Origin of the sequence: Curtobacterium sp. AB451 (assembly GCF_050585845.1) — a bacterium.
GTDB lineage: Bacteria > Actinomycetota > Actinomycetes > Actinomycetales > Microbacteriaceae > Curtobacterium.
In genome coordinates this window covers 240,419-266,242 of the sequence record NZ_JBOBQG010000001.1, presented here as the reverse complement: position 1 = coordinate 266,242, position 25,824 = coordinate 240,419, and the positions used below count along the sequence as shown (strand labels likewise).

Genomic DNA, 25,824 nt, shown 5'->3' with positions numbered 1-25,824 from the left:
CCGCCCCGAACCGTCCCCGGACCCCGGAAGAGAGACCATGCCGATCATCAGCGACGCGCGCACGGCCCTGCGGCTCGCCGAACGCCTGCTCAAGTCCCGTCGCAGCCGCCGCGAACTGGCACGGCGTCTGCCGTCCGTCCCGGAACCCGCGCGGGGGAGCGTGGAGATCGCCGTCTACTTCGCGGACGGCCCGGTGAACATGTACCAGGTGCGGCAGTGGTACGCGCCCCTGGCCGAGCTCGCGGCGACGCACCCCGTGGCGATCATCGCGCGGAGCCCCGGCACCATGCTCGCCCTGCTCGACGAGTCGCCGGTGCCGGTGGTGTACGCCAGGCAGGTCGTGGACCTCGAACGGTTCGTCGACGAGCAGGCACCGAAGATCGTCTTCTACGTCAACCAGAACGCCCGCAACTTCCAGATGATGCGGTACGGGCGCATGTGGCACGTGTTCGTGAACCACGGCGAGAGCGACAAGATGTACATGACGACGAACCAGTTCAAGGCGTACGACTACGCCCTGATCGCCGGTGACGCCGCTCGTGAACGCCTGTCGGACGCGCTCTGGGACTACGACCTGGACACCCGCACGATCGCGATCGGTCGCCCGCAGGCCGACCACTTCGCCGGTGCCGCACCGTACCCGGCCGACGGTCGGACGGTCGTGCTGTACGCGCCGACCTGGGAGGGCGACCGGGCCGCTGCCGCCTACGGCTCGATCGCGAGCCACGGCACCACGATCGCCGAGCGGGTGCTCGCGTCGCCGGCGCACCGGCTGGTCTACCGCCCGCACCCCCGCAGCGGCGTCAGCGACCCCGCGTACAAGGCCGCACACGAACGGATCGTCGCGGGCATCGCGAGCGCGAACGCCGCCGACCCGAGCGCGCACCACGTGTACGACGACGGACCCGGCCTCGGCTGGCAGCTCGCCGGTGCCGACGTGGCGATCACGGACATCAGCGCGATGATCTACGACCGGCTCGCCGTCGGGAAGCCGCTCATCGTGACCCGGCCGGTCTCGCCCGAGGCGGACGTCGACGAACGCGGGTACCTCGGGGACGCCAACTGGCTGACCGCGACGGACGCGCACGACGTGGTCGCACGGGTGGACGCCGCGGTCAGCGACGCCGCCGAGCTCGCGAAGCTGCGCCACTGGGTGGAGCGGTACTTCGGGGACACCACGCCGGGTGCGGCGACCCGGCGTCTGCACGACGCCGTGGAGCGTCTGCTCGCCCGCTGGCACGAGGTCGCGGCGGCACGCGGCGAGGACTGACCGACCGACAGGATCGGCTCGCGGCGGCGCGGCGCGGCGCGGGGCGTCACGCCGCACGGGCGTCACCCACCAGGGACATCCGCCAGACGTACTCGGAGCGGTCCGGACGACGCCAGCGGACGATCACGACGCCGGTGTCCTCGGGGTCGGCACCGAAGACGGCCATCGAGAGGGACCGGCCGGGCTCGAGCCGGTGCACGGTCAAGGGCGGCGAGTAGCCGTTGCCGAGGTGGGTCAGGGTGATGCCGTCGACGGGTTCGTCCCCGACGTTCAGCAGGTCGTAGCGGTGGGGCGCTCGGGAACGGTCGATCGAGAACGGGACGGCGTACGCCGGTGTCGGGTGGTGCATGCCGTCACCGTAGGGTGAGGGTCTGACGTCGGGTGGCCGGTTCGGCGTGGGGGAGCGATCGCTGTGGAGAGCGGTGCGGGGGACCCTGGTTGTGGACGGGTGAGGTCGTCAGACGGTGTAGTCGGCCGAGTACCGCTGCAACGCTTCCTCGATCGTGCCGTCGAACTGCAGGCGGCCCTTGTCGAGGTAGAGCCCGCGATCACAGAAGCGGCGCAGGTCCTTGTCGCTGTGCGAGACGAAGAACAGCGTGCGACCACCGGCGAGGAGCTCCTCGATCCGCTTGTAGCACTTCTCGCGGAACCCCTTGTCACCGACCGCCAGCACCTCGTCGACCAGGATCACCGGTTCGTCGAGCCGCGAGATGACCGCGAACGCGATGCGCACCTTCATGCCGCTGGAGAGGTGCTTGTACGGGGTGTCCACGAAGTCGCCGATCTCGGCGAACTCGATGATCTCGTCGAAGGCGTCACGGATCTCGGCCCGGGACATGCCGTGCAGGCCGGCGGTGAGGTAGACGTTGTCGCGCACCGAGAGGTCCCCGACGAAGCCGCCGGTGATCTCGATCAGCGGTGCCACGCCGGCACCGACCTGGACCCGACCCTCGTCGGGGAGCATGACCTGCGCGACCAGCTTCAGCAGCGTCGACTTCCCCTGCCCGTTGCGCCCGACGACCCCGATCGCCTCGCCCGGGCGGACGTCGAACGACACGCCCCGGAGCGCCCAGAACTCGTCCGCGCGCTTGCGGCGGTTGCTGCCGGCGAACAGGTCCTTGAAGCTGCGGCTCGCCCGACGGTTGCGCTTGAACCGGATGCCGGCGTCACGCACGGAGATCACGGGGGCGACCGCCTGGCTGCGGGTGGTCTGCTGGGTGGCGGTCATCACAGCTCCTTCAGGACGCGGTGCTCGCTGCGGCGGAACACGACGAGCCCGATCGCGAGGACGACGACGGTGACCACGGCGGAGACGGCGATCTCGAACCAGTTGAGCTGGGACGGGAAGAACGCGGACCGGTAGATGCCGAAGATGCCGCTCAGCGGGTTGAACGCGGCGATGTCGTGCAGTCGATCGGGCAGCGCCGTCGTGCTGTAGATGATCGGTGACGCGTAGAAGAAGAACCGCAGGATGAGCTTCACGGCGCGTTCGAGGTCGCGGAAGAAGACCACGAGCGGCGCCACGATCAGGCCGATGCCGTACACCAGCGCGGCCTGCAGCACGATCGCGAGCGGGTAGAGCGCGACCTGCCAGTGCAGGTGGGCCCCGGTGGCGATCGCGAAGACGGCGAGCACGGGCAGGCTCAGCAGGAACTCGATGCCCTTCGAGGCGTTCACCCGGGCCACCCAGATGCTCCGCGGGATGGTCGTCGAGCGGATGAGCTTCGTCTCGCTCACGAAGGCGCGGGTGGAGTCGGACACCGCGCCGGTGAACCACATCCACGGCAGCAGGGCCGACAGCAGGAACACGATGTACGGCTCTTCGCCCACCTTGCCCCGGTGGAACACCTGGGTGAAGACGAACCAGTAGATCGCCGACATCACGAGCGGGTCGAGGATCGACCAGAGGTAGCCGAGCGCCGAGGTCGAGTACCGGACCCGGAGGTCACGTGCCGTCAACAACCACAGGGCATGGCGATAGCGCCGAGCCGCGCTCCGAGACACCATCGGTGTGGCGGTCGGGGTCGCGGTCGGCGCACTCGCTGTGGTCACGGTATCCCTTCGGGCGGAACCGCCGAGGGGGTCCTGACGCTGGTTCAGGCGAACAGGTTGTTCGCGCGCTCGAGGTCCTCGGCGAAGTCGATCTCGACGGCGTAGAGGTCGGAGATGTCGATCGGGCTCCAGAGTAGCCCGTCCTCGGCGATGGCCGCCTCGATGCCGCCCTCGAAGTACTCCTGGTCGTCGACGCGGCCGAGCTGGCGGATGAGCGCCTGCTTGTCGGACGAGGACACGTAGTTGATGCCGACGGCCTCGCCGAGCCCGCCCACGACCTGCTTCGACAGCTTGTGGATGAAGCCCTCGGCGTCGACCGTGTACTTGACCTCTTCGTCGGAGACCTTGTCGGTGTTGACGCTGACGAACGAGCGGTCCTCGTCGATCATGTCGGCGGCACGGACGAGCGCACGGGGGTCGAAGACGACGTCACCGTTCATCCACAGCACGCCGCCCTTGCCCGTGGCCTTGAGCGCACGGAGCAGGCTCTTCGAGGTGTTGGTGGAGTCGTACGACTCGTTGTAGACGAAGTTCGCCTCGGGGAACGCCTCGACGATGTACTCCGACTTGTAGCCGACGACGATCGTGACGCGAGCGCTCGAGCCGAACGCGGCGCGGATGTTGTCGAACTGCTGCTGCATGATGGTGCGGCCGTCGCTCAGTTCGGTCAGCGGCTTCGGCAGGCTGCGCCCGAGGCGGCTGCCCATCCCTGCTGCGAGGATGACGATCTGCGTGGTCATGCTGGTCCCTTCTGGTGTCCGCCCGCGCGCCCTGGGGCACGGGCGGGCCTCGTCGAGTCTGCCCCCGCAAGGTTCGATCTGCCCGGGAGGACCGCCGTCTCTGCGCGCATTCGCAGGGAGGGATCGTCACGGGGAGGCCGGCCGGGACAGGTTTCCAAGTGGTGAACACTTCGTCGTGCCTCGGTGAATGATACGGAACGACCCGCCGACGGGGTACAGCTCCGGGCGCTTCGTGCTCAATTCGTGACCCGGCACCGGGGATTCGGGACAGCGCGCCCCGGGCGTCCCACGCAGCCGGGTGAGCGTTGGTACGGTGGGGCGGTGGCCGCAGCAGCAGGGGAAGACGACGACGTGTACGCCACGTCGGACGCCGCCTGGCTGACCGAGGAAGCGGAAGCGGACGCCGCCGACGCGGACGACACCGCCGACGCGGACGACACCGCCGACGCGGACGACGCGGCCACCGAGGACGACGACGACGCCATCGCGACGGACGACGTCGCGGACGACGACATGGGGGACGGGGATGCGCACGACGCCTCCGCTGAGGACGCGATGACCGACGACACGACGGCCACCGACACGACGGAGACGGACGGGGACCGGGTCGCCGCGCAGGCGGTCGCCCCGACGACCACGAGCCGCCCTGCCAAGGCGCGCGGCGGCAAGGGACGCGCCACCCGCCCGACGCAGGCGGCGGGGAAGACCGGCACCGTGCCTCCCGGCCGCGCGACCGACGGGACCTCCGCGACCGACGGGACCACCGCGACGGACGCACCCGCGACGGACGCACCCGCGACGGACGCACCCGCGGACGCGCCGGCGACGGCCGCACCCGCGACCGACGGCGCGACCGCGACGGACACGCCGACGACGGACGCGTCCGCGACCGGCACCAAGCCCGCCAAGAAGCGCCCGAGCGGGACCAAGCGCCCCGCTCCCACGACCAAGCAGCCCCAGCAGCCCGTCGTCCTCCGCGCCTCCGGGCTCGTGAAGCGGTACGGGCAGACGCTCGCCGTCGACGAGGTCGACCTCGAGATCCGCCAGGGCTCGATCTTCGGCGTCGTCGGCCCGAACGGCGCCGGCAAGACGACCACGCTGTCGATGGTCACCGGACTCCTGCGTCCCGACGCGGGCAGCGTGACGGTGCTCGACCACGACGTCTGGGCCGACCCGACCGCCGCCAAGCGCGACCTCGGCGTCCTGCCGGACCGCCTGCGGCTGTTCGACCGGCTGACCGGCGCGCAGCTCCTCTACTACTCGGCGACCCTCCGCGGGCTCGACGGCGCGACCGCGCGGAAGCGCAGCAGCGACCTGGCCGAGGCGTTCGGCCTCGGCGAGGCGCTCGGCCGACAGGTCGCCGACTACTCGGTCGGCATGGCGAAGAAGATCGCCCTCGCCGCCACGCTCATCCACTCGCCCCGGGTCCTGGTGCTCGACGAGCCGTTCGAGTCCGTCGACCCGGTGAGCGCCGCGACCATCACCGAGATCCTCCGTCGCTACACGCGTGGGGGCGGCACGGTGGTGCTCTCCAGCCACTCGATGGAGCTCGTCCAGCGGACGTGCGACTCGGTCGCCATCATCGTCGGCGGCAAGGTCCTCGCGTCCGGCACGATGGCGCAGGTCCGCGGGCGCAAGAGCCTCGAGGACAAGTTCGTCGAACTCGCGGGCGGCCGCGTCGTGGCAGAGAGCATGGAATGGTTGCACAGCTTCTCCGGCTGAGGGCGGACCTGCTCGCGGGCTCGGTCCGCGGCAGCGCGCGACGCTCCGTCCTGGTCGTGCTCGGCAGTCTCGCCGGCCTCGTCGCCGCGGTGCTCGTCGCGATCGAGGTCGCGGGGCTCCGTGACGCCGCGCCCGAGGTCGCACGTTCCGTGGTCGTCCCGGTCGGCGCCCTCATCGCCTTCGCGTTCACCGTCGTCCCGATCGTCGTCGGACGTGGTGACCAATTCGACCCGAGGCGCTTCACCGTCTTCGGCATCGACCGTCGCGAGCTGGCCGTCGGGCTCGGGGTCGCCGGGCTCATCGGCGTGCCGGTGGTCTCGGTCGCGATCGTCGCGGTGGCGCAGTCGGTCACGTGGATGCGGGGCGGCGCCGTGGGCGTCCTCGGTGTCGTCGCGGCCCTGCTCGCGATCGTCACCTGCGCCCTGCTCATCCGCGTCGGCAGCGCGGTCGGGGCGTCCCTGATCGGTGCGCACCGCTCCCGCGACGCCGGCTGGTTCGTCGCCCTGGTCATCGTCGTCCTGGCGATCCCGGCCGTGTCACTCCTGCTGCGGGTCGACTGGCTCGACCCGACCGGCGCCGAGACGCAGCGGGTCGCCGACGTCGCCGGGTGGACGCCGTGGGGCGCCGCGTGGGCGGTCCCGGCCGACGTCGCGAGCGGGCGCGTGGGCGAGGGGATCGTCAAGCTCCTCATCGCGGTCGTCGTCGTCGCACTGCTCGGACTCGCCTGGTGGGCGCTGGTGGGACGGGCGCTCGAGACGGTCGACGGCCGGGCTCGGACCCGTCGCTACCGGGGGCTCGGCTGGTTCGACACGCTCGGCTCCACGCCCGTCGGCGCGGTCGCGGCCAGGGCGCTCACCTACTGGGGTCGGGACCCGCGCTACCGCGCTTCGTACCTGATCATCGTCTTCGTCCCGATCGTCGTCATCCCGCTCGGGGTGGCCGGCGTGCCGTGGCACTGGACCGCGCTCGTGCCGCTGCCGCTGATGGCGCTCATCGCCGGGTTCCTGCCGCACAACGACGTCTCGTACGACAACACGGCGGTGTGGCTGCACGTCGCCTCGGGGGCACCCGGGTGGAGCGACCGGCTGGGTCGCCTCGTGCCCGTGCTGGCCGTCGGCATCCCCGCGCTCGTCGCGGGCTCGTGGGTCTCGGCGTGGCTGTTCGGCGACTGGACGGCGTTCCCGCTGCTGATCGGCGTGAGTGCGAGCGCGCTCCTGTCCGGCCTCGGACTGTCGAGCGTCGTGTCGGTCGTGCTGCCGTACCCGACGGTCCGTCCCGGTGACCACCCCTTCCAGCAGCCTCAGGCCGCCGGGGTGCTCGCCTCGGTCGCGCAGTCGTCGATGGTGCTCGGGATCCTGGTCTGCTCGGTCCCCGCAGCGTGGCTCGCGGTGCTCGCGTTCGTCGACGGCCCGGAGCCGTGGGGGATGGCCACCGTGGTCGTCGGGGTCCTGGTCGGCGTGGTCGTCCTCGCGGCCGGCGTCGCGGTCGGCGGCCGGCTCTTCGACCGCCACGGACCGGACCTGCTCGCCGCGGCGCAGCGCAACTGAGCCGGGTCGCGTCCCGGAGGTGACCGCCTGACGGTCTGGAGGCGCGGGTCGGCCCCGCACCGCGCCTCCCGTCCGTCACAGGGTCACCCGGTCGTCCGCCCGCTGCCGTCGCGGCGCGCGCGTGGTCGTCGTACCCTGGAGCCATGAGCATGACGGAACCCGGTGGCGGCCTCGACGTGATGGACCGTGAGCTCGAGAAGCTCCTCGAGGAAGAGGCGATCGAGCCCGGCGACCACGAGCGCTTCTCGCACTACGTCAAGAAGGACAAGATCCTGCAGTCGGCCCTGACCGGCAAGCCCGTCAAGGCCCTGTGCGGGAAGAAGTGGATCCCCGGTCGCGACCCCGAGAAGTTCCCGGTCTGCCCCGACTGCAAGGCGATCTACGAGAAGATGAAGGCAGAGTGACGCCGACGCTCAGATGACGAGCGTGGGGATGGCCGGGTCGCCCCGACCGATGCGGGACGCGTCGGCGGGCAGCTCGGCCTTCGCCATCTTGTGGTGCTCGCGGGCCGCTTCGACACCCTGCACGCCGAGGAACGCCGGGTCCACCTCGCCGTTGGTCACCACGGGGACGAGCAGCGGGCGCTCGTCCGGGCCGACCTGCCCCGAGGTGAGCACGACCTCGGCCGTGGCGATGCCGTTCCGGAGCCGACGACCGGCCTGCTTGCGGCCGCCGACCGTGGCCTTCTCGGCCGACTTCTTCGCGACCGGGACCCAGTCGCCTCCGGTTCCGCCCTCGCTCGCGTCGCGGTGGCTCGCGTCGCGGTGTGCGACGAGCTTGAACACCATGCCCGCGGCCGGGTGCCCCGAGCCGGACACCACCGAGGTCCCGACGCCGTAGGAGTCCACCGGAGCCGCGCGGAGTGCCGCGATCGTGTACTCGTCGAGGTCGTTCGTGACGGTGATCTTCGTCTCGGTCGCGCCGAGGCGGTCGAGCTGCGCCCGGACCGAGGCCACGACGGACGGCAGGTCGCCGCTGTCGATGCGAACCGCTCCGAGCTTGCCGTCGGTGAGCCGGACCGCGGTGTCGACCGCTCTCTCGATGTCGTACGTGTCGACGAGGAGCGTCGTGCCGGTCCCGAGGGCGTCGATCTGCGAGCGGAAGGCGTCCTCCTCGGTGTCGTGCAGGAGCGTGAACGCGTGCGCCGCGGTGCCCATCGTCGGGATGCCCCAGGTGCGCCCGGCCTCGAGGTTGCTCGTCGCCCCGAAGCCCGCGATGTACGCGGCCCGGGCGGCGGCGACCGCGTTCCACTCACCCGTGCGGCGCGATCCCATCTCGGCGAGCGGGCGTCCGTCGGCCGCCGAGACCATGCGCGCCGCCGCACTCGCGATCGCGCTGTCCGCGTTGAAGATGCTGAGTGCGAGGGTCTCGAGGACCACCGCCTCGGCGAAGGTGCCCTCGATCTGCAGGACGGGGGAGTTCGGGAAGAACACCTCGCCCTCGCGGTAGGCGCGGATGTTGCCCGTGAACCGGTAGTCGGCGAGGTACGTGGCCGTCCCGGCGTCGATGACTCCGCGGTCGCGCAGGAAGGCGATCTCCTCGTCGCCGAACCGGAAGTCGGTCAGCGCGGTGAGGAACCGGCCGAGGCCCGCGGCGACCCCGTAGCGGCGTCCGTCGGGCAGTCGGCGCGCGAAGACCTCGAACACGCAGCGGCGATCGGCCGTGCCGTCCTTGAGGGCTGCGTCGACCATGGTGAGTTCGTACTGGTCCGTCAGGAGCGCGCTGGTCACCTCTCCGACACTAGTGTCGCGCGGCCTCCGAGGTGCGGTCCGCGCGGCGGCGCCCCCGGCCGCCGGGGCGGGTGCGGCTGGTGCAGCGGCGCGAGCGGGCGCGCGAGCGGGCGCGCGAGCGGGCGAATTGTGTCCCGCTCGGGTGCCGAGCGGTGCGGATCCCGCCCGCTCGCGGGGCGGCCGGAGGATGTGGCGGGGCGAGCGGGCGCGCGACCGGTGGTGCGAGCGGGCGAATTGTGTCCCGCTCAGGCGGTGAGCGGTGCGGATCCCGCCCGCTCGAAGGGGACCGGCGGGTGTGGCGGCGCGAGCGGGCGAATTGTGTCCCGCTCGGGCGCCGAGCGGTGCGGATTCCGCCCGCTCGCGGGAGACCGGCGGGTGCTGCGGGGCGAGTGGGCGGAGTGTGTACCGCTCGGGTGCCGAGCGGTGCGGATTCCGCCCGCTCGCGGGGGACCGGCGGGTGCTGCGGGGCGAGCGGGCGAAGTGTGTCCCGCTCAGGCGCCGAGCGGTGCGCGTTCCGCCCGCTCGCGGAGCGGGCGGGGAGGGCGGGGCCGCGCGTCGGTACGCTGGTGTCGTGACGGATGCACCGATCGGAGTCTTCGACAGCGGGGTCGGCGGGCTCACGGTGGCCCGCGCCATCATCGACCAGCTGCCGCGCGAGAGCATCCGGTACGTGGGCGACACCGTGCACTCGCCGTACGGTCCGAAGCCGATCGCGGACGTCCGCCGCTACGCGCTCGAGGTGATGGACGACCTCGTCGAGCAGGGGGTGAAAGCGCTCGTGATCGCATGCAACACCGCGTCCTCCGCCGTGCTCCGGGATGCCCGCGAACGGTACGAGCAGGCGTACGGCATCCCCGTCGTCGAGGTCATCCAGCCCGCCGCACGCGCCGCCGTGAAGCAGACCCGCACCGGACGCATCGGAGTGATCGGCACGGTCGGCACGATCGCCTCGCGCTCCTACGAGGACGCCTTCGCGGTCGCCTCGGACATCACGCTCAGCCTCGCCGCCTGCCCGCGGTTCGTCGAGTTCGTCGAGGCGGGGGACACCTCCTCCCCGGCACTCCGCGAGGTCGCAGCGGGCTACCTCGCACCGATCCGGGCTGCAGACGTCGACACGCTCGTGCTCGGCTGCACCCACTACCCGCTCATGTCCGCCGCGATCCAGTACGTGATGGGTCCGGACGTGACGCTCGTCTCCAGCGCCGAGGAGACCGCCAACGACGTGTACCGCCGACTCGTCGAACACGGACTCGAACGCACCACCACCGAGCCGCCGACCTACTCGTTCGAGGCGACCGGCGACGACAAGAACGGCTTCATCCGACTCGCCCGACGCTTCCTCGGCCCCGAGGTCTCCAGCGTCGGCCACCTCCAGACCGGGGCCATCACGCTGCCCCGCATCGAAAGGACCCCATGACCGACACGCTCCGCATCGACGGCCGCACCGCGACCGACCACCGTCCCGTCACGATCGAGCGGGGGTGGAGCACGCAGGCCGAGGGCAGTGCGCTCATCTCCTTCGGCAACACCAGGGTGCTCTGCACCGCGTCCTTCACGAACGGCGTCCCGCGCTGGCTCGCCAGCAAGGGCACCGGCTGGGTCACCGCCGAGTACTCGATGCTGCCCCGCTCGACGAACGAGCGCATGCAGCGCGAGTCGATCAAGGGCAAGGTCGGCGGTCGCACGCACGAGATCTCGCGCCTCATCGGACGCTCCCTGCGTGCCGTCGTCGACACCAAGGGCCTCGGCGAGAACACCCTCGTCATCGACTGCGACGTGCTGCAGGCCGATGGCGGTACCCGCACGGCGTCGATCACCGGCGCGTACGTCGCCATGGTCGACGCGATCGAGTGGGGCCGCGAGCGCGGCTTCGTCGGGAAGAAGGCGACCCCGCTGCTCGACAGCGTGCAGGCCATCTCCGTCGGGATCGTCAAGGGCGAGCCGATGCTCGACCTCGCGTACACCGAGGACTCCGCCGCCGACACCGACATGAACATCGTCACCACCGGGTCGGGGAAGTTCATCGAGGTGCAGGGCACGGCCGAGCACGCGCCGTTCGACCGCGACGAGCTCAACACGCTGCTCGACCTCGGGCTCGCCGGCAACCAGTCCCTCGCGGCCATCCAGCGCGAGGTGCTCGGACTGTGACCGGGACCGTCGTCCTCGCGACGCACAACCAGGGCAAGGTCGTCGAACTGCGCGAGATCCTCGGCTCGGCGTTGGGCGAGGGTGTCGAGCTCGTCGGCTACGACGGCCCGGAGCCGGTCGAGGACGGCGACACCTACGCCGCCAACGCCCTCATCAAGGCACGCGCAGCGGTCGCGCACACGGGCCTCCCGGCGCTCGCCGACGACTCCGGCATCGCCGTGGACGCGCTCGGCGGTGCCCCCGGCATCCACTCGGCGCGCTACGCCGGCACCCGGGTCGATGCGGACAACATCGCGCTGCTGCTGCGGAACCTCGAGGGCGTGCTGGAGCGGACCGCGGCCTTCGTCTGCGCGGCGGCGTTCGTCACGCCCGAGGGTGAGGAGCACGTGGTCGAGGCGGTGTGGAACGGCGAGGTACTGACCGAGCCGACCGGGACCGGCGGGCACGGCTACGATCCGGTGTTCCGGTCCGACGACTCCGACCGGTCGTCGGCTGAGCTCACGCGCGAGGAGAAGAACGCGCTCTCGCACCGCAGCAAGGCGTTCCGCGGGATCGCGCCCGTGGTGCGGGAACACTTCGGCGTCTGACGGTCACGCGCGCCGGCGACGGCGCACAACCAACGGCACCCGAACCACGTCGTGACGTGGTTCCGGGTGTCTTTGGTTGTGCGAAGCGCCCGCGCGACCGCGCGACCGCGCGGCGAAAGCGACGGGGCCGACGCCGGACCGGGCCGGGCGTCGAGCGGGTAGAACACGCCGTATGCGCGCCGGCGAGCGGGCGGAACGTGTCGACTGGACGCGCCGAGGGGGACGTATTTCGCCCGCTCGGCGGCGAAGCGGCGACCCGGCGGCGAAGCGCCGACCCAGCGGCGAAGCGCCCGCGGGACCGCGCGGCGAAAGCGACGGCCGACGCCCGACCGGGCCGGCGTCGAGCGGGTAGAACACGCCGTACGCGCGCCGGCGAGCGGGCGGAACGTGTCGACTGGACGCGCCGAGGGTGACGTTTTTCGCCCGCTCGGCGGCGAAGCGGCGACCCGGCGGTGCAGCGGCGAAGCGACGAAGCGGACGGACAGGAGGCGCGGTGCCAGCCGGCACCGCGCCTCCTGTCCGGCAGGACGGGACCGTCAGCGCTGCGGCTCGGTCCCCGCCTCGGCCGCGGCTTCGTCGCGCTTGGCCTTGCGTGCGTTCCGCACGTACGTCAGCGCCATCGGCACCACCGTCACGACGACGGCCGCGAGCAGGATGATGTCGATGTACTCGCGGACGATGTGCGCGACGAACGGGATGTGCCCGATGAAGTACCCGAGGAACGTCACGCCGACGCCCCAGATGACGGCGCCGATCGCGTTGTACAGCGAGTACTTCTTGTAGTTCATCCGGCCGACACCGGCGGCGATCGGCAGGAAGGTGCGCACGACCGGGACGAAGCGGGCGAGGATCACGGCGAGCGGTCCGAAGCGGTGGAAGAACGCGTTCGTGCGGTCGACGTTGGCCTTCGAGAAGAGCCCGCTCTCCTTGCGCTCGAAGATCGGGGGCCCGGCCTTCTTGCCGATGTAGTAGCCGAGCTCGCCGCCGAGGAACGCCGAGGCGGCGATCATCAGCGCCGCGACCCAGACCGGGATGCCGCCGATCTCGCCGCCGCGGTCGAAGGCGAAGAGGCCGGTGATCACGAGGAGGCTGTCGCCCGGGAAGATGAAGCCGACCAGCAGTCCGGTCTCGGCGAAGATGATGGCGCACACCACGAACACGGCGATGGCCCCGAAGTTGTCGAGGATGTACTGCGGATCCAGCCAGGGGATCAGGGCGAGTGCGACGGAGTGCATGGTTCTTCCGGTCGTGGAGGCGGGGCACGGGGAGTCGTCCCGCAGGACGAGGGTACCGTCCGCGGATGACGGCAACGTCCCTCGGTGGTATGAGATGCGTGAGGACGCAACCTCTGGTGCGGAAGGAGGGACTCGAACCCTCACGCCAGGGGCACAGGAACCTAAATCCTGCGTGTCTACCGATTCCACCACTCCCGCGAGCAGCGGCAGTCTACCGAGGGCGACCGGCGTGCCGGGAGCGAGCCGCGCCTCCTGGACCCGCCGGCGGACGCCGGAGCGTCAGCGCAGCGTGCGGGGGAGGTACCGCGGCACGTACCGCAGCAGGATGCCGGCACCCACGAGGCCGAGGACGCCCATCACCCCGCTCGCGACGGCGATCGACGCGACGGCGGTGACGCCGGAGATGAGGAGCGGCGCAGCGGCCTGCCCGAAGTCCCCGGTGAACCGCCAGGCGCCGAGGAAGGGTGCCGGGTGGTCCCGGGGCGCGAGGTCCGCGCCGAGCGTCATGAGGATGCCGGACCCGACGCCGTTCGCGAGCGACATCCCCATCGCGATCGCGACGAACCACCCGACTCGGGCGTCGAGGTGTCCGGACCAGGCGAGCAGGAAGTAGCTGATGCTCAGGCCGACCATGCAGGGCAGGGCGCTCGCGAGCCGTCCCCACCGGTCCATGATCTGCCCGCTCGTGTAGAACAGCGCGAAGTCGACGGCTCCGGCGATGCCGATGACGAGCGCCGCGGTGGAGTCGTCGAGCCCGACGCTGACCGCCCAGAGCGGCAGGATGACCTGGCGGCCGGCGCGGAGCGCGCCGATCAGGCCGGCGCCGCTGCCGAGTCGGAGGAGGACGGCCCGGTTCGCGCGGATGGTGCGGAAGAGGCCGTGCGCCTCCTCCTGGACGAACTGCGCCCCGGTGTCGGTCGGCGGCTCGGTCGCGGCCGGTCGGCCGGTCGTGTCGGCGGTGGTCGCGACGGTCCCGTCGCTCGCGTCGTCCGTCGCGGGCCGGGAGGCGCGGCTCGGCCTCCGGAAGCCGCGTGCGCCCGTCGCCGGGTCGCGCAGGACGACGAGCGTCAGCGCCGCCAGCAGGCAGCAGACGATGTGGATCCAGAACGCGCTCTGCGTGGTGCCCGTCAGGTGCACGACACCGGCGGCGATGAACGGGCCGACGAAGTACCCGAAGCGGAACACCCCGCCGAGGCTCGACAGCGCCCGGGCCCGGATGTGCAGCGGGATCGCGGTGGTCATGTACGCGTGCCGGGCGAGCGCGAAGACCGCGGTGGAGACACCGACGAGGAACACCCCGAGGGCGAGGACCCACGGGTTCGGCGCGATCGTGCAGACCAGGAGGCCGACGACGGACACCACGGCGGCGCCGATCATTGCGTTGCGCTCACCGATCCGGGCGACGACGACGCCCGACGGGACGTCGCCGATGAGCTCGCCGACGAGGATCAGGGCCGCGACGAAGCCCGCGAACGCGAGGCTCGCGCCGAGGGAGTCCGCGGCGATCGGGATGATCGGGATGATCGCGCCCTCGCCGATCGCGAAGAGCGCGGCGGGCAGGAACCCGGACAGCAGGACCGACCGGAAGTCGAAGGCAGGGGTCTCGGAGGTCATCGCTCGTGCAACGGTACGCCCGCGGTACCGCTTCGGCGGCGGGTTACCCTGGAGGCATGCGAGTTCTGGCGGCGATGAGCGGTGGGGTCGACTCGGCGGTGGCCGCGGCACGGGCCGTCGACGCCGGGCACGACGTGGTCGGCGTGCACCTCGCGCTGAGTCGCATGCCCGGGACCCTCCGCACCGGCAGCCGCGGGTGCTGCACGATCGAGGACTCGATGGACGCCCAGCGCGCCGCGTCCGCACTCGGCATCCCGTACTACGTGTGGGATTTCTCGGCCCGGTTCAAGGAGGACGTCGTCGACGACTTCGTGGCCGAGTACCAGGCCGGTCGCACGCCGAACCCCTGCATGCGGTGCAACGAGCGGATCAAGTTCGCGGCGCTGCTCGAGAAGGCGCTCGCCCTCGGGTTCGACGCCGTCTGCACCGGGCACTACGCCTCGATCGTCACAGGTCCGGACGGGTCGCGCGAGCTGCACCGTTCGGCGGCGTGGGCGAAGGACCAGTCGTACGTCCTCGGCGTGCTCACGGCGGAGCAGCTCCAGCACGCGATGTTCCCCCTCGGCGCGACGCCCTCGAAGGACGAGGTCCGTGCCGAGGCCGCCGCCCGCGGACTCACCGTGGCGCAGAAGCCCGACTCGTACGACATCTGCTTCATCCCCGACGGCGACACCCGCGGCTGGCTGGCGGACCGCGTCGGCACGGCACCGGGCGACGTCGTCGAGCGCGACGGCACGGTCGTCGGCGCGCACGAGGGTGCGACCGGCTACACCGTCGGGCAGCGGCGCGGACTGCACCTCGGTCGACCGGCACCGGACGGCAAGCCCCGGTTCGTGCTCGAGATCCGCCCGAAGGAGAACACCGTCGTGGTCGGCCCGAAGGAGGCGCTCGACGTGACCTCGATGTCCGGGTCGCGCTTCACCTGGGCGGGCACGGCACCGGCCGACCCCGCCGTGCCGTTCGCGTGCGACGTGCAGATCCGGGCGCACGCCGACCCGGTGCCGGCCACCGCACGGGTCACCGACGGCCAGCTGGTCATCGACGTCGACGAGCCGCTCTCGGGCGTCGCGCCGGGGCAGACCGCGGTGGTCTACGTCGGCACGCGGGTGCTCGGACAGTGCACGATCGACGCCACGGTCTCGGCGGTCCCGGCCACCGTCTGAGCGCTCGACGCTCCCGGCCGACCGGTCGCTGCGCGTCCGGTCGGTGGTTGCCGGTAGAACTGGAGGCATGAGCGACACGACGCCCGCGGACTCGACGTTCGAGACGATCGACCCCGCCGCACTCGACGCGGCGCAGGCGCAGCGCGAGGTCGACCGGCTGCGGTCGCTGATCAACGACCTGCGGCACGCCTACTACGACGAGAACGGCTCGACGGTCGCGGACGGCGACTACGACGCGCTCGTCCACCGACTCGACGCGATCGAGCGGCGCTTCCCGGAGCTGCTGACGGACGACAGCCCCACGCAGACCGTCGGCGGGCAGGCGCAGACCGTGCAGTTCGCACCGGTCGAGCACGCCGAGCGCATGCTCAGCCTCGACAACGTGTTCAGCCCCGACGAACTCGTCGACTGGGCGGTGAAGGTGCAGCGCGACGCCGGCGCCGAGCGCGTCCGCTTCCTCACCGAGCTGAAGATCGACGGGCTCGCGATCAACCTGCGGTACGAGAACGGTCGGCTCGTCTCGGCCGCGACCCGCGGAGACGGCGTCGTCGGCGAGGACGTCACCGGCAACGTCCGCACGATGGGCACCATCCCGGACCGGCTGTCCGGCTCCGGCCACCCGCCGGTCGTCGAGGTCCGTGGCGAGATCTTCTTCCCGGTCGAGCAGTTCGACGAACTCAACGCCAGGCAGCGCGACGCCGGCGAGCGGCTCTTCGCCAACCCGCGGAACGCCGCCGCCGGGTCCCTCCGCCAGAAGGAAGACGGCAAGTCCGAGGCGAAGCGCGAACTCATGGTCGACCGGCTGCGCCGCCTCCGCATGCTCGTGCACGGCATCGGCGCGTGGCCCGTCCCCGAACTCGAGCGGGACACCGACGTCCGCGCACAGTCCGAGGTCTACGAGCTCCTCGCGACGTGGGGCCTGCCGACGAGTTCCCACTACCGGGTCTTCGACTCCATCGACGAGGTGCTGGCCTTCGTCAAGGACTACGGCGAGCGACGTGCCTCGGTCGAGCACCAGATCGACGGCATCGTGATCAAGGTCGACGACCTCGCCCTGCACGAGGAACTCGGGTCGACCTCGCGCGCACCCCGCTGGGCGATCGCGTACAAGTACCCGCCGGAAGAGGTCCACACGACCCTCCTCGACGTGGTCGTCAGCGTCGGCCGGACCGGTCGCGCGACACCGTTCGCGGTGATGGCCCCGGCCGAGGTCGCGGGCTCGGTCGTCCGTCAGGCCACGCTGCACAACCAGCAGGTCGTCAAAGCGAAGGGCGTCCTCATCGGGGACACCGTCGTGCTGCGCAAGGCCGGCGACGTCATCCCCGAGGTGCTCGGGCCGGTCGTCGAGCTCCGGGACGGCAGCGAGCGCGAGTTCGTGATGCCGACGAACTGCCCCGAGTGCGGCACACCCCTCGCCCCGGCGAAGGAGGGCGACATCGACCTCCGCTGCCCGAACGCGAAGAGCTGCCCGGCGCAGGTGCGCGGCCGCGTCGAGCACATCGCGTCGCGTGGGTCGCTCGACATCGAGGGGCTGGGCGAGGTCGCCGCGGCCGCCCTGACGCAGCCCCTGCACCCCGAGCAGCCGCCGCTCGACACCGAGGCCGGGCTGTTCGACCTGACGATGGAGGACATCGTCCCGATCGAGGTCATCGTCCGCGACGCCGAGACCGGCATGGAGAAGACCACCGACGACGGTGCGCCGAAGCGGGTCACCCCGTTCAGCCGGGCGCGCAAGAAGACCGATCCGCCGTTCGACCCCGACGCACGCGGAGCGGACTACACGGGCGAACCGAGCCGGTACCCGTCGAAGAACGCGTTCGAGATGCTCGCGAACATCGACGCCGCGAAGACCAAGCCGCTCTGGCGGATCATGGTCGGCCTGAGCATCCGGCACGTCGGTCCGGTGGCGGCGCGCGCGCTCGCGAACCACTTCGGCTCCCTCGACGCCATCCGGTCTGCCTCGCGCGAGGAACTCGCCGCGGTGGACGGTGTCGGCGGCATCATCGCGGACGCGCTGCTCGACTGGTTCGAGGTCGACTGGCACCGCGAGATCATCGACCGCTGGACGGCGGCCGGCGTGCAGTTCACGACACCCGGCCACCCCGGGCCCGGCGCCGCGGCCGTCGAGGGTGGAGTGCTCAGCGGGCTCACGGTGGTCGCGACCGGGTCTCTCGAGGGGTACAGCAGGGAAGGTGCGCAGGAAGCGATCATCGCCGCCGGTGGGAAGGCCGCCTCGAGCGTGAGCAAGAAGACGGACTTCGTCGCGGCGGGTCCCGGAGCCGGATCGAAGCTCACGAAGGCCGAGCAGCTCGGCGTCCGGATCATCGACGCCGACCAGTTCCGGGTGCTCGTCACCGAGGGGCCGGCGGCGCTCGGCGACGCGGTAGATGACGAGGCCGAGGGCGGCACCGAGGGCTGAGTTCCGCTCAGGAGCACGGCCGGGCACTGTCCGGCGACCGCGGCGCGCCATGTCCTGCACCCAGTTCAGGGGACAAGTTGCATCGCGCACGTCCCTCGGACGGGTATTCTCCATACACTTGACGGAGCATCACTCGTCGTCTGCAGGGAGGCGACGGGACGGCCTTCCCGGGGGAGACCCGAATGCTGCTCATCGCCGCGGCTCTGCTCACCGCCTCGATGCACTCATTCGGAGTGGTCGAGGCCCCGGTCGTGCCCGCCGTCCAGTCGGTTGCCGTCGTGCACGCCGTCGCCGAGGTCCCTGAAGGACCCTCAGTACCCCGACCGGTCATGACCGGGGTACATCTCGCCGCGTCGGTCTCGGTGGCCGGCACGACGTCCGCGTCGGTCTCGGTGGCCGGCACGACGTCCGCGCCGGTCTCGGTGGCCGGCACGACGTCCGCGCGCGTCTCGGGGACCAGCTCGATGTCCGCGCCGGGCGACGTCACCGCCGACCACGGTCGGGCGTTCCTCGACGACCTGTCCTCGCTCGACCGTGCGGACCTGTTCCGGGCCGATCGCGACCGGCGCGTGCTCGCGACCGCCGAGGACGACCCGCCGACCGCCGCCGAGGTGGCCGCCTGGTGGTCGGGACTCGACGACGACGAGCGCGAGGCGCTGACCTCCTGCGCACCGTCCGTCATCGGCAACCTCGACGGCGTGCCGTACGCCGAACGCGACCGCGCGAACCGAGCCGTCCTCGCCCGCGGACTCGCCGACGCCGCCGCCGGTGCCGCCGTGAAGGCCATGCTCGGCCAGGTCCGCGACGCGCTCGTGCACGAGGTCGGCGCCCCGGACCGTTCCCTCATCACGCTCGACACCCGGGGGTCCGGCCGGGCCGCCATCGCCGTCGGTGACCTGGCGACCGCCGCCGACGTGACGGTCGTGGTCCCCGGGATGTTCTTCACCGTCACCGGGCAGATGGCGGACTTCACGAACACCGCGAACGACCTGTACACCGAACAGGCGACGGTCGCCGGGCTGGCGGCTCCCGGGTCGGGGAACGGCGTCGCCGTGGTGGCCTGGATGGGCTACCGCACGCCGGACCTGTCGAACATCATGTCCCTCGGCCTCGCGAAGACCGGTGCCGACCGGCTCGCGCGCACGGTCGGCGGACTCCGTGCGGTCCGAGCCGGCGACGAGCCGCGGGTGAACATCGTCGCCCACTCGTACGGGTCGACCACCGCGCTCATGGCGCTGGCGTCCGGACGGATGCGCGCGGACTCGTTGACCGTCCTGGGGTCCCCGGGGAGCGACGTCCGTTCAGCCGCCGACCTGGCCGTCGGCAGCGGGCAGGTCTTCGTCGGCGACGCGCACAGCGACCCGGTCGCCGGGTCCGGGTACTTCGGCACCGACCCGGGAGCCGCGGGGTTCGGCTCGACCGTGCTCGACCTGACCGGCGGCGTCGACGCCCAGGACGCCGGTGACGTCTTCCGTCGACCGGTCGGCCACAACGACTACCTCAAGCCGGGGACCGCGTCGCTGCACGACGTGGCGCTCATCGCCGTCGGTCGGGGCGACCTCGTCCGCGAGCAGGTGCGTCGGGGCGAGCGCGGCGGCGAGGGGATGCCGCAGGCGTCGCCGGACATGTACCTCGTGCGACCACAGGACCTCCAGCCCCGCGACTGATCCTGGGTGGCAACCTGAACACGGGCGCAGCCAGGACTCGTTCCGCGGCAGAACCAGTCCAGACCGCCCTCGTACCGTGCCCCCATGCGTGTGGTGCGATGGCCTGGTGCTCTCCTGACGTTCGTGGCGATGTCGGCGCTGGCCGGCATGCTCGTCGCCGTGGCGGTCACGCCCGCGGTCGCCGTCGCCGGTGAGGGGACGTCCGGTGCCGTGTCCTTCTTCGAGGACCTGCCGAGCTACCTCGACATCCAGACGCCGCAGCAGGTGTCGTCCGTCTACGCGACGAAGGACGGGCACCAGGTCAAGATCGCGTCGTTCTACGCCGAGAACCGCACCACGGTGGCGTCGGACGCGATGGCGAAGTCCCTCAAGCAAGCGGCGATCGACACCGAGGACCCGCGCTTCTACGACGAGGGCGGCATCGACGTCGTCGGGACGCTCCGGGGCGCGGCGGCGACGGTCGTCGGCGGGGACGTGCAGGGCGGGTCGAGCATCACCCAGCAGTACGTCAAGAACGTCCTCGTGCAGCAGTGCGAGGAGCTCACCGGCAAGGACGCGGCCGACACCGAGAAGAAGGTCGCCGCCTGCTACCAGGACGCGGCCGGCGTGACGCCGCAGCGCAAGCTCCAGGAGATGCGGTACGCGATCGCCGTGAACAAGAAGTACTCGAAGGACCAGATCCTCACCGGGTACCTCAACCTCGTCGGGCTCGGTGGCCGGGTCTACGGCGCCGAGGCCGGTGCCGAGTACTACTTCGGCGTGCACGCGAAGGACCTCTCGCTCGTGCAGTCCGCCACGCTCGTCGCCATCCTGAACAACCCGTCGAACCTGCGCATCGACCAGCCCACGAACACGGACAACGGCGCGAAGAACGGCTACGCCGCCACCAAGGAACGCCGCGACTACGTCCTGCAGCGGATGTACGTCCACCACGACATCACGAAGGCGCAGCTCGACCAGGCCAAGGCGACGCCGATCACGCCGAAGATCACCGCCACGGCGAACGGCTGCTCGTCGGCCGCGAGCGGCTACGACGCGGGCTACTTCTGCGACTACGTACGCGACCAGGTGCTGCAGGACCCGGCGTTCGGCAAGACGGCCGCCGAGCGCATCGCGACGCTCGACACCAAGGGCCTCGAGATCCACACCTCGCTCGACCTCGACCTGCAGTCCCGGGCGCAGACCGCCCTGTCGACCTACGTCCCGTCGACGATGGCCGGCGTCGACGTCGGCGGGTCGAACGTCACGGTCGAGCCGGGGACGGGTCGGATCCTGTCGATGGTGCAGAACACCGCGTACACCCAGGGCGACACCGGCGCGGCCGGCTCCACCGCCGTCAACTACAGCGCCGACAGCGGCTACGGCAACTCCGGCGGCTTCCAGACCGGCTCCACCTACAAGGTGTTCACGCTCGCCGAGTGGCTCGCGACCGGGCACACGCTGTCGCAGTCGGTGTCGACGACGGAGCACACCTTCCAGAACTCCGAGTTCACGAACTCCTGCCAGAACGTCAGCGGCGGCACCTGGCCGGTGTCGAACGCCGAATCGGTGCCCGCGTCGATGACGGTGCAGGCGGCGACGTCCGAGTCGATCAACACCGCGTACGCCGCGATGGGCAAGCAGCTCGACCTGTGCAAGATCGCCGGGGTCGCCCAGGCGATGGGCATCCACCCGGCATCCGGCGGCGCGCTCGGACAGACCCCGTCGTCCATCCTCGGCGTGAACAACCTGTCGCCGATCGACCTCGCCGAGGCCTACGCGGGCTTCGCGAACGGCGGTGTCGTCTGCACGCCGACCGCGATCGACTCGGTCACCGAGGCCGACGGCACGACGATCACCCCGACGCCCGCGTCCTGCACGCGGGGCGTCGCGGCCGACGTGGCCGGCACGGTCGACTACGCGCTGCAGGGCGTCCTCACGGGCTCGGGCACGGCCGCGAGCGCGAACCCTGGTGACAGCGTCCCGAAGTTCGCCAAGACCGGGACGACCGACGGCGACGTGCAGAACTGGCTCGTCACCTCGAGCACGAAGTACACGAACGCGACGTGGATCGGCAACGTGCAGGGCAGCGTGAGCCTCGCGAACTGGCCGTTCCTGCAGGGGACCACCGGGTACAGCGCGAAGTTCGGCGTCGGGAAGTCGATGATGTCCTACCTCGACCAGACCGTCGGTGGCGGGACGCTGCCGACCCCGAACGCGGCGATGATCGGGCAGACCAGCCACACCTCGTCGAACTCGTCGTCCACCTCGTCGTCGGACGCGTCGTCGAACGGGTCGTCGGACTCCTCGGCCGGTGCGGCGGCGAACGGGTCGCCCAGTACGCCGACCGGCTCCACGCCGGGGGACTCCACGTCCACAGCGCAGCAGGGGCAGCAGCAGTCTCCCCAGAAGCAGACGGGGAAGCAGAAGGGCCACTGACGCTCCAATAGACTGGTGCGCAATCCACGAACCGATCGACGGAGCACCATGCCTGACATCACGAGCGAGCAGGTCGCCCACCTGGCGAACCTCGCGCGTATCGCACTCACGCCCGAAGAGATCGAGAAGCTCACGGGGGAGCTGTCGCACATCGTCGACAGCGTCGCCAAGGTCACCGAGGTCGCGACCCCGGACGTGCCGGCGACGAGCCACCCCGTGCCGCTCGGCAACGTCACCCGACCCGACGTGGTGGGCCAGACCCTCACGCAGGAGCAGGCGCTCTCGGGCGCCCCCGACTCCGACGGCGAACGGTTCCGCGTGACGGCCATCCTCGGCGAAGAACAGTAGGGCGAAGACCAGTGACTGACGACATCACGAAGCTGAGCGCCGCTGCGCTCGCCGACGCCCTCGTGGCGCGCGACGTCTCGAGCGTCGAGGCGACCCAGGCGCACCTCGACCGCATCCAGGCGGTGGACGGCGACGTCCACGCCTTCCTGCACGTCAACCAGAACGCCATCGCGGCGGCGAAGTCGATCGACTCCCGCCGCGCCGCCGGCGACGACCTCGGTCCGCTCGCCGGCGTGCCGATCGCGATCAAGGACGTCCTGTGCACGCAGGACATGCCGACGACCTCGGGGTCGAAGATCCTCGAAGGCTGGGTGCCGCCCTACGACGCCACCCCGGTCGCGAAGCTCCGTGCCGCCGGTCTCGTCCCGCTCGGCAAGACCAACATGGACGAGTTCGCGATGGGCTCGACCACCGAGTTCTCGGCGTACGGGCCGACGCACAACCCGTGGGACCTCGACCGCATCCCCGGCGGGTCCGGCGGCGGTTCGGCGGCCGCGGTCGCCGCGCACGAGGCCCCGCTCGCCCTCGGTTCGGACACCGGCGGGTCGATCCGTCAGCCGGGTGCCGTCACCGGCACCGTCGGTGTGAAGCCCACGTACGGCGGCGTCAGCCGCTACGGTGCGATCGCCCTGGCGTCCAGCCTCGACCAGGTCGGCCCGGTGTCCCGGACCGTCCTCGACGCCGCGCTCCTGCACGACGTGATCGGCGGCCACGACCCGCGCGACTCCACGAGCATCCCCGACGCCTGGCCCTCGATGGCCGCCGCCGCGCGCGAAGGCCTGCAGGCCGACACCCTGCGCGGGCTGCGAGTGGGCGTGGTGAAGGAGCTGGCCGGTGGCGAGGGCTTCCAGGCCGGTGTCACCCAGCGCTTCCAGGAGACGGTGGCCCTGCTCGAGTCGGCCGGCGCCGTCGTCGTCGAGATCGACGCCCCCTCGTTCGCCTACGCGATCAGCGCGTACTACCTGATCCTCCCGGCCGAGGCGTCGTCGAACCTCGCGAAGTTCGACTCCGTCCGCTTCGGGCTCCGCGTGACGCCCGAGAACGGCGCCACCGTCGAGGACGTCATGGCCGCGACGCGCGAAGCCGGCTTCGGGCCCGAGGTGAAGCGCCGCATCATCCTCGGCACCTACGCGCTGAGCGCCGGCTACTACGACGCCTACTACGGGTCCGCGCAGAAGGTCCGGACGCTCGTCCAGCGCGACTTCCAGGCCGCGTTCGAGCAGGTCGACCTGCTCGTCAGCCCGTCGGCACCGACGACCGCGTTCCCGATCGGTGAGCGCATCGACGACCCGCTGGCGATGTACCTCAACGACCTGACGACGATCCCGGCGAACCTCGCGGGGGTCCCGGGCATGAGCATCCCGAACGGCCTCGCGCCCGAGGACTCCCTGCCCACGGGCGTCCAGCTCATGGCGCCGCAGCGCGAGGACGCACGGCTCTACCGCTACGGTGCCGCGCTCGAGCGTCTGCTCGAGCAGCAGTGGGGCCACCCGCTCATCGACAGCATCCCGGACCTCGACCAGAGTCAGCAGTCCGCTGCGCAGGAAGGTGTGATCTGATGGCGCAGAAGGACGCGCTGATGGACTTCGACGAGGCACTCCGGCTGTACGAGCCGGTCCTCGGGTTCGAGGTCCACGTCGAGCTCGCGACGAAGACCAAGATGTTCTCCGACGCGCCGAACTTCTTCGGCGGCGAGCCGAACACGAACGTGACGCCGGTCGACCTCGGGCTGCCCGGGTCGCTGCCGGTCGTCAACGCCCAGGCCGTGCGCTACTCGATCCAGCTCGGGCTCGCGCTCGGCTGTTCGATCGCCGAGTCCTCGCGGTTCGCCCGGAAGAACTACTACTACCCGGACAACCCGAAGAACTACCAGATCTCGCAGTACGACGAGCCGATCGCCTACGAGGGCGAGGTCGAGGTCGAGCTCGCCGACGGCACGATCTTCCAGGTGCCGATCGAGCGCGCCCACATGGAGGAGGACGCCGGCAAGCTGACGCACGTCGGCGGTGCCACCGGTCGCATCCAGGGCGCCGAGTACTCGCTCGTCGACTACAACCGTGCCGGCGTGCCGCTCGTCGAGATCGTCACGAAGCCGATCTTCGGCGCCGAGGAACGCGCACCCGAGCTCGGTGCGGCGTACGTGCAGGTCATCCGCGACCTCGTCCGGGCGCTCGGCGTCTCCGAGGCCCGCATGGAGCGCGGCAACCTCCGGTGCGACGCGAACATCTCGCTGCGTCCCCGCGGTCAGGAGAAGCTCGGCACCCGCACCGAGACCAAGAACGTCAACTCCTTCCGCGCCGTCGAGCGCGCCATCCGCTACGAGATCCAGCGGCAGGCCGCGATCCTCGCCGCCGGCGGATCGATCACGCAGGAGACCCGGCACTGGCACGAGGACACCGGCCGGACCTCGGCGGGCCGCCCGAAGTCGGACGCCGACGACTACCGCTACTTCCCGGAGCCCGACCTGCTCCCGGTGGTGCCGGACCCGGCCGTCATCGAGGAGCTCCGTGCCGGGCTGCCCGAGGCCCCGGTGGCGCGTCGCCGTCGACTCAAGGGCGACTGGGGCTTCACGGACCTCGAGTTCCAGGACGTCGTGAACGGCGGGCTCCTCGACGAGCTCGAGGGGACCGTCGCGGCCGGTGCCGCACCGCAGGCCGCGCGCAAGTGGTGGACGGGTGAGATCAGCCGTGTCGCGAACACGCAGGACGCCGCCCCCGGCGACCTCGTGTCGCCGCAGCACGTGGCGGAGCTCATCGGCCTCGTCGAGTCCGGCGACCTGACCGACCGTCTGGCCCGCCAGGTGCTCGAGGGCGTCATCGCGGGCGAGGGGTCGCCGGCGCAGGTCGTCGAGTCGCGTGGGCTCAAGGTCGTGTCGGACGACTCGGCGCTCACCGCCGCGGTCGACCAGGCGCTCGCCGCCCAGCCGGACGTCCTCGCCAAGATCCGGGACGGCAAGGTCCAGGCCGCCGGCGCCATCATCGGCGCCGTGATGAAGGCCATGCAGGGCCAGGCGGACGCCGCTCGAGTCCGCGAGCTGGTGCTGGAGCGCGCGCAGCAGTCCTAGCAGCGCCCACGGGCAGGACGGGAGGCGCGGTGCCGGCTGGCACCGCGCCTCCCGTCAGTCGACGGCCCGGACCCGGGCGACAACCTGGGGACGCGTCAGC

Annotated in this window: 21 protein-coding genes and 1 tRNA gene; 14 read left to right on the top strand and 8 right to left on the bottom strand. The window is 71.4% G+C overall.

The window, feature by feature from the left end; all coding sequences use genetic code 11:
• Window positions 1-37 precede the first annotated feature (37 nt).
• Entirely contained in the window at window positions 38-1,270 is a 1,233-nt protein-coding gene (locus ACQXVK_RS01225) for a CDP-glycerol glycerophosphotransferase family protein (RefSeq protein ID WP_022907224.1), read from the top strand.
• Window positions 1,271-1,316: 46 nt separating this feature from the next.
• Here ACQXVK_RS01225 and ACQXVK_RS01220 read toward each other — a convergent pair whose 3' ends face one another.
• The 4 genes from ACQXVK_RS01220 to ACQXVK_RS01205 all read right to left on the bottom strand — a co-directional run bounded on the left by ACQXVK_RS01220 (window position 1,317) and on the right by ACQXVK_RS01205 (window position 4,062).
• Complete coding sequence (locus ACQXVK_RS01220) at window positions 1,317-1,619, bottom strand: hypothetical protein (RefSeq protein WP_430852408.1); 303 nt, start codon at window positions 1,617-1,619, stop codon at window positions 1,317-1,319.
• A 108-nt stretch (window positions 1,620-1,727) separates the two neighbouring features.
• A complete protein-coding gene (locus tag ACQXVK_RS01215) occupies window positions 1,728-2,498 on the bottom strand; it encodes an ABC transporter ATP-binding protein (RefSeq protein WP_022907222.1) in 771 nt (256 codons plus the stop codon).
• Complete coding sequence (locus ACQXVK_RS01210) at window positions 2,498-3,277, bottom strand: ABC transporter permease (protein WP_430852747.1); 780 nt, start codon at window positions 3,275-3,277, stop codon at window positions 2,498-2,500. Before ACQXVK_RS01210 ends, ACQXVK_RS01215 begins: the two co-directional genes overlap by 1 nt.
• An 89-nt stretch (window positions 3,278-3,366) precedes the next feature.
• The gene (locus ACQXVK_RS01205) at window positions 3,367-4,062 is read right to left on the bottom strand and encodes an NTP transferase domain-containing protein (RefSeq protein WP_022907220.1); all 696 of its coding nucleotides are present in this window, start codon (window positions 4,060-4,062) and stop codon (window positions 3,367-3,369) included.
• A 321-nt stretch (window positions 4,063-4,383) separates the two neighbouring features.
• On the opposite strand from ACQXVK_RS01205, the gene ACQXVK_RS01200 reads away from it, so the two are divergent.
• The 3 genes from ACQXVK_RS01200 (at window position 4,384) to ACQXVK_RS01190 (ending at window position 7,735) form a co-directional block, all read left to right on the top strand.
• Window positions 4,384-5,784 carry an ABC transporter ATP-binding protein gene (locus tag ACQXVK_RS01200; protein WP_430852407.1) on the top strand — a complete coding sequence of 467 codons (1,401 nt, stop codon included), beginning with the start codon at window positions 4,384-4,386 and terminating at the stop codon, window positions 5,782-5,784.
• Window positions 5,760-7,331: an ABC transporter permease gene (locus ACQXVK_RS01195; RefSeq protein WP_430852406.1), complete on the top strand. Its 1,572-nt coding sequence runs from the start codon at window positions 5,760-5,762 to the stop codon at window positions 7,329-7,331. The genes ACQXVK_RS01200 and ACQXVK_RS01195 overlap by 25 nt, the downstream gene beginning before the upstream one ends.
• A 143-nt stretch (window positions 7,332-7,474) precedes the next feature.
• Window positions 7,475-7,735: a DUF3039 domain-containing protein gene (locus ACQXVK_RS01190; protein ID WP_092384164.1), complete on the top strand. Its 261-nt coding sequence runs from the start codon at window positions 7,475-7,477 to the stop codon at window positions 7,733-7,735.
• 9 nt (window positions 7,736-7,744) lie between these two features.
• Here ACQXVK_RS01190 and ACQXVK_RS01185 read toward each other — a convergent pair whose 3' ends face one another.
• Window positions 7,745-9,061, bottom strand: coding sequence for a nicotinate phosphoribosyltransferase (locus ACQXVK_RS01185; protein WP_430852405.1), 1,317 nt, complete (start codon window positions 9,059-9,061; stop codon window positions 7,745-7,747).
• Window positions 9,062-9,632: 571 nt separating this feature from the next.
• Between ACQXVK_RS01185 and murI the strand changes: the two genes are divergently transcribed.
• Genes murI through rdgB form a run of 3 tightly spaced genes read left to right on the top strand, consistent with a single transcriptional unit; the run spans window position 9,633 to window position 11,796 of the window.
• Window positions 9,633-10,478, top strand: coding sequence for a glutamate racemase (gene murI / locus ACQXVK_RS01180; protein ID WP_022907368.1), 846 nt, complete (start codon window positions 9,633-9,635; stop codon window positions 10,476-10,478).
• On the top strand, window positions 10,475-11,209 hold the full coding sequence (gene rph / locus ACQXVK_RS01175; RefSeq protein ID WP_430852404.1) for a ribonuclease PH: 735 nt from the start codon (window positions 10,475-10,477) through the stop codon (window positions 11,207-11,209). Before murI ends, rph begins: the two co-directional genes overlap by 4 nt.
• Entirely contained in the window at window positions 11,206-11,796 is a 591-nt protein-coding gene (gene rdgB, locus ACQXVK_RS01170; protein ID WP_402264392.1) for an RdgB/HAM1 family non-canonical purine NTP pyrophosphatase, read from the top strand. The genes rph and rdgB overlap by 4 nt, the downstream gene beginning before the upstream one ends.
• A gap of 536 nt (window positions 11,797-12,332) precedes the next feature.
• Here rdgB and ACQXVK_RS01165 read toward each other — a convergent pair.
• The 3 genes from ACQXVK_RS01165 to ACQXVK_RS01155 form a co-directional block, all read right to left on the bottom strand.
• Window positions 12,333-13,031, bottom strand: a complete 699-nt coding sequence (locus ACQXVK_RS01165) for a DedA family protein (protein ID WP_402264389.1) — start codon at window positions 13,029-13,031, stop codon at window positions 12,333-12,335.
• Between the two features lie 114 nt (window positions 13,032-13,145).
• Window positions 13,146-13,229 (bottom strand) — tRNA-Leu (locus ACQXVK_RS01160).
• Between the two features lie 81 nt (window positions 13,230-13,310).
• The gene (locus tag ACQXVK_RS01155) at window positions 13,311-14,645 is read right to left on the bottom strand and encodes an MFS transporter (RefSeq protein ID WP_022907364.1); all 1,335 of its coding nucleotides are present in this window, start codon (window positions 14,643-14,645) and stop codon (window positions 13,311-13,313) included.
• Window positions 14,646-14,701: 56 nt separating this feature from the next.
• On the opposite strand from ACQXVK_RS01155, the gene mnmA reads away from it, so the two are divergent.
• From mnmA to gatB, 7 genes are all read left to right on the top strand, one after another.
• Entirely contained in the window at window positions 14,702-15,808 is a 1,107-nt protein-coding gene (gene mnmA / locus ACQXVK_RS01150; RefSeq protein ID WP_416394047.1) for a tRNA 2-thiouridine(34) synthase MnmA, read from the top strand.
• 67 nt (window positions 15,809-15,875) lie between these two features.
• Window positions 15,876-18,227: an NAD-dependent DNA ligase LigA gene (ligA, locus tag ACQXVK_RS01145; protein ID WP_430852403.1), complete on the top strand. Its 2,352-nt coding sequence runs from the start codon at window positions 15,876-15,878 to the stop codon at window positions 18,225-18,227.
• Between the two features lie 182 nt (window positions 18,228-18,409).
• Window positions 18,410-19,894 carry an alpha/beta hydrolase gene (locus ACQXVK_RS01140; RefSeq protein ID WP_430852402.1) on the top strand — a complete coding sequence of 495 codons (1,485 nt, stop codon included), beginning with the start codon at window positions 18,410-18,412 and terminating at the stop codon, window positions 19,892-19,894.
• An 84-nt stretch (window positions 19,895-19,978) separates the two neighbouring features.
• Window positions 19,979-22,312 (top strand): transglycosylase domain-containing protein, encoded by a 2,334-nt coding sequence (locus ACQXVK_RS01135; protein WP_430852401.1) that lies wholly within the window; start codon window positions 19,979-19,981, stop codon window positions 22,310-22,312.
• 48 nt (window positions 22,313-22,360) lie between these two features.
• Window positions 22,361-22,660: an Asp-tRNA(Asn)/Glu-tRNA(Gln) amidotransferase subunit GatC gene (gatC, locus tag ACQXVK_RS01130; protein ID WP_022907359.1), complete on the top strand. Its 300-nt coding sequence runs from the start codon at window positions 22,361-22,363 to the stop codon at window positions 22,658-22,660.
• An 11-nt stretch (window positions 22,661-22,671) separates the two neighbouring features.
• The gene (gene gatA / locus ACQXVK_RS01125; protein WP_402264370.1) at window positions 22,672-24,219 is read left to right on the top strand and encodes an Asp-tRNA(Asn)/Glu-tRNA(Gln) amidotransferase subunit GatA; all 1,548 of its coding nucleotides are present in this window, start codon (window positions 22,672-22,674) and stop codon (window positions 24,217-24,219) included.
• Window positions 24,219-25,724 (top strand): Asp-tRNA(Asn)/Glu-tRNA(Gln) amidotransferase subunit GatB, encoded by a 1,506-nt coding sequence (gatB, locus tag ACQXVK_RS01120; RefSeq protein WP_430852400.1) that lies wholly within the window; start codon window positions 24,219-24,221, stop codon window positions 25,722-25,724. Before gatA ends, gatB begins: the two co-directional genes overlap by 1 nt.
• The last annotated feature ends 100 nt before the right edge of the window (window positions 25,725-25,824 follow it).

Bases quoted from the DNA above. Each gene is read 5' to 3' on its own strand.
- ACQXVK_RS01155 (WP_022907364.1), bottom strand. From the start codon at position 14,645: ATGACCTCCGAGACCCCTGCCTTCGACTTCCGGTCGGTCCTGCTGTCC.
- mnmA (WP_416394047.1), top strand. From the start codon at position 14,702: ATGCGAGTTCTGGCGGCGATGAGCGGTGGGGTCGACTCGGCGGTGGCC.
- rph (WP_430852404.1), top strand. From the start codon at position 10,475: ATGACCGACACGCTCCGCATCGACGGCCGCACCGCGACCGACCACCGT.
- gatB (WP_430852400.1), top strand. From the start codon at position 24,219: ATGGCGCAGAAGGACGCGCTGATGGACTTCGACGAGGCACTCCGGCTG.
- gatC (WP_022907359.1), top strand. From the start codon at position 22,361: ATGCCTGACATCACGAGCGAGCAGGTCGCCCACCTGGCGAACCTCGCG.
- ACQXVK_RS01225 (WP_022907224.1), top strand. From the start codon at position 38: ATGCCGATCATCAGCGACGCGCGCACGGCCCTGCGGCTCGCCGAACGC.
- ACQXVK_RS01190 (WP_092384164.1), top strand. From the start codon at position 7,475: ATGAGCATGACGGAACCCGGTGGCGGCCTCGACGTGATGGACCGTGAG.
- ACQXVK_RS01140 (WP_430852402.1), top strand. From the start codon at position 18,410: ATGCTGCTCATCGCCGCGGCTCTGCTCACCGCCTCGATGCACTCATTC.
- ACQXVK_RS01165 (WP_402264389.1), bottom strand. From the start codon at position 13,031: ATGCACTCCGTCGCACTCGCCCTGATCCCCTGGCTGGATCCGCAGTAC.
- ACQXVK_RS01215 (WP_022907222.1), bottom strand. From the start codon at position 2,498: ATGACCGCCACCCAGCAGACCACCCGCAGCCAGGCGGTCGCCCCCGTG.
- ACQXVK_RS01135 (WP_430852401.1), top strand. From the start codon at position 19,979: ATGCGTGTGGTGCGATGGCCTGGTGCTCTCCTGACGTTCGTGGCGATG.
- ACQXVK_RS01210 (WP_430852747.1), bottom strand. From the start codon at position 3,277: ATGGTGTCTCGGAGCGCGGCTCGGCGCTATCGCCATGCCCTGTGGTTG.
- ACQXVK_RS01220 (WP_430852408.1), bottom strand. From the start codon at position 1,619: ATGCACCACCCGACACCGGCGTACGCCGTCCCGTTCTCGATCGACCGT.
- ligA (WP_430852403.1), top strand. From the start codon at position 15,876: ATGAGCGACACGACGCCCGCGGACTCGACGTTCGAGACGATCGACCCC.
- ACQXVK_RS01195 (WP_430852406.1), top strand. From the start codon at position 5,760: ATGGTTGCACAGCTTCTCCGGCTGAGGGCGGACCTGCTCGCGGGCTCG.
- ACQXVK_RS01205 (WP_022907220.1), bottom strand. From the start codon at position 4,062: ATGACCACGCAGATCGTCATCCTCGCAGCAGGGATGGGCAGCCGCCTC.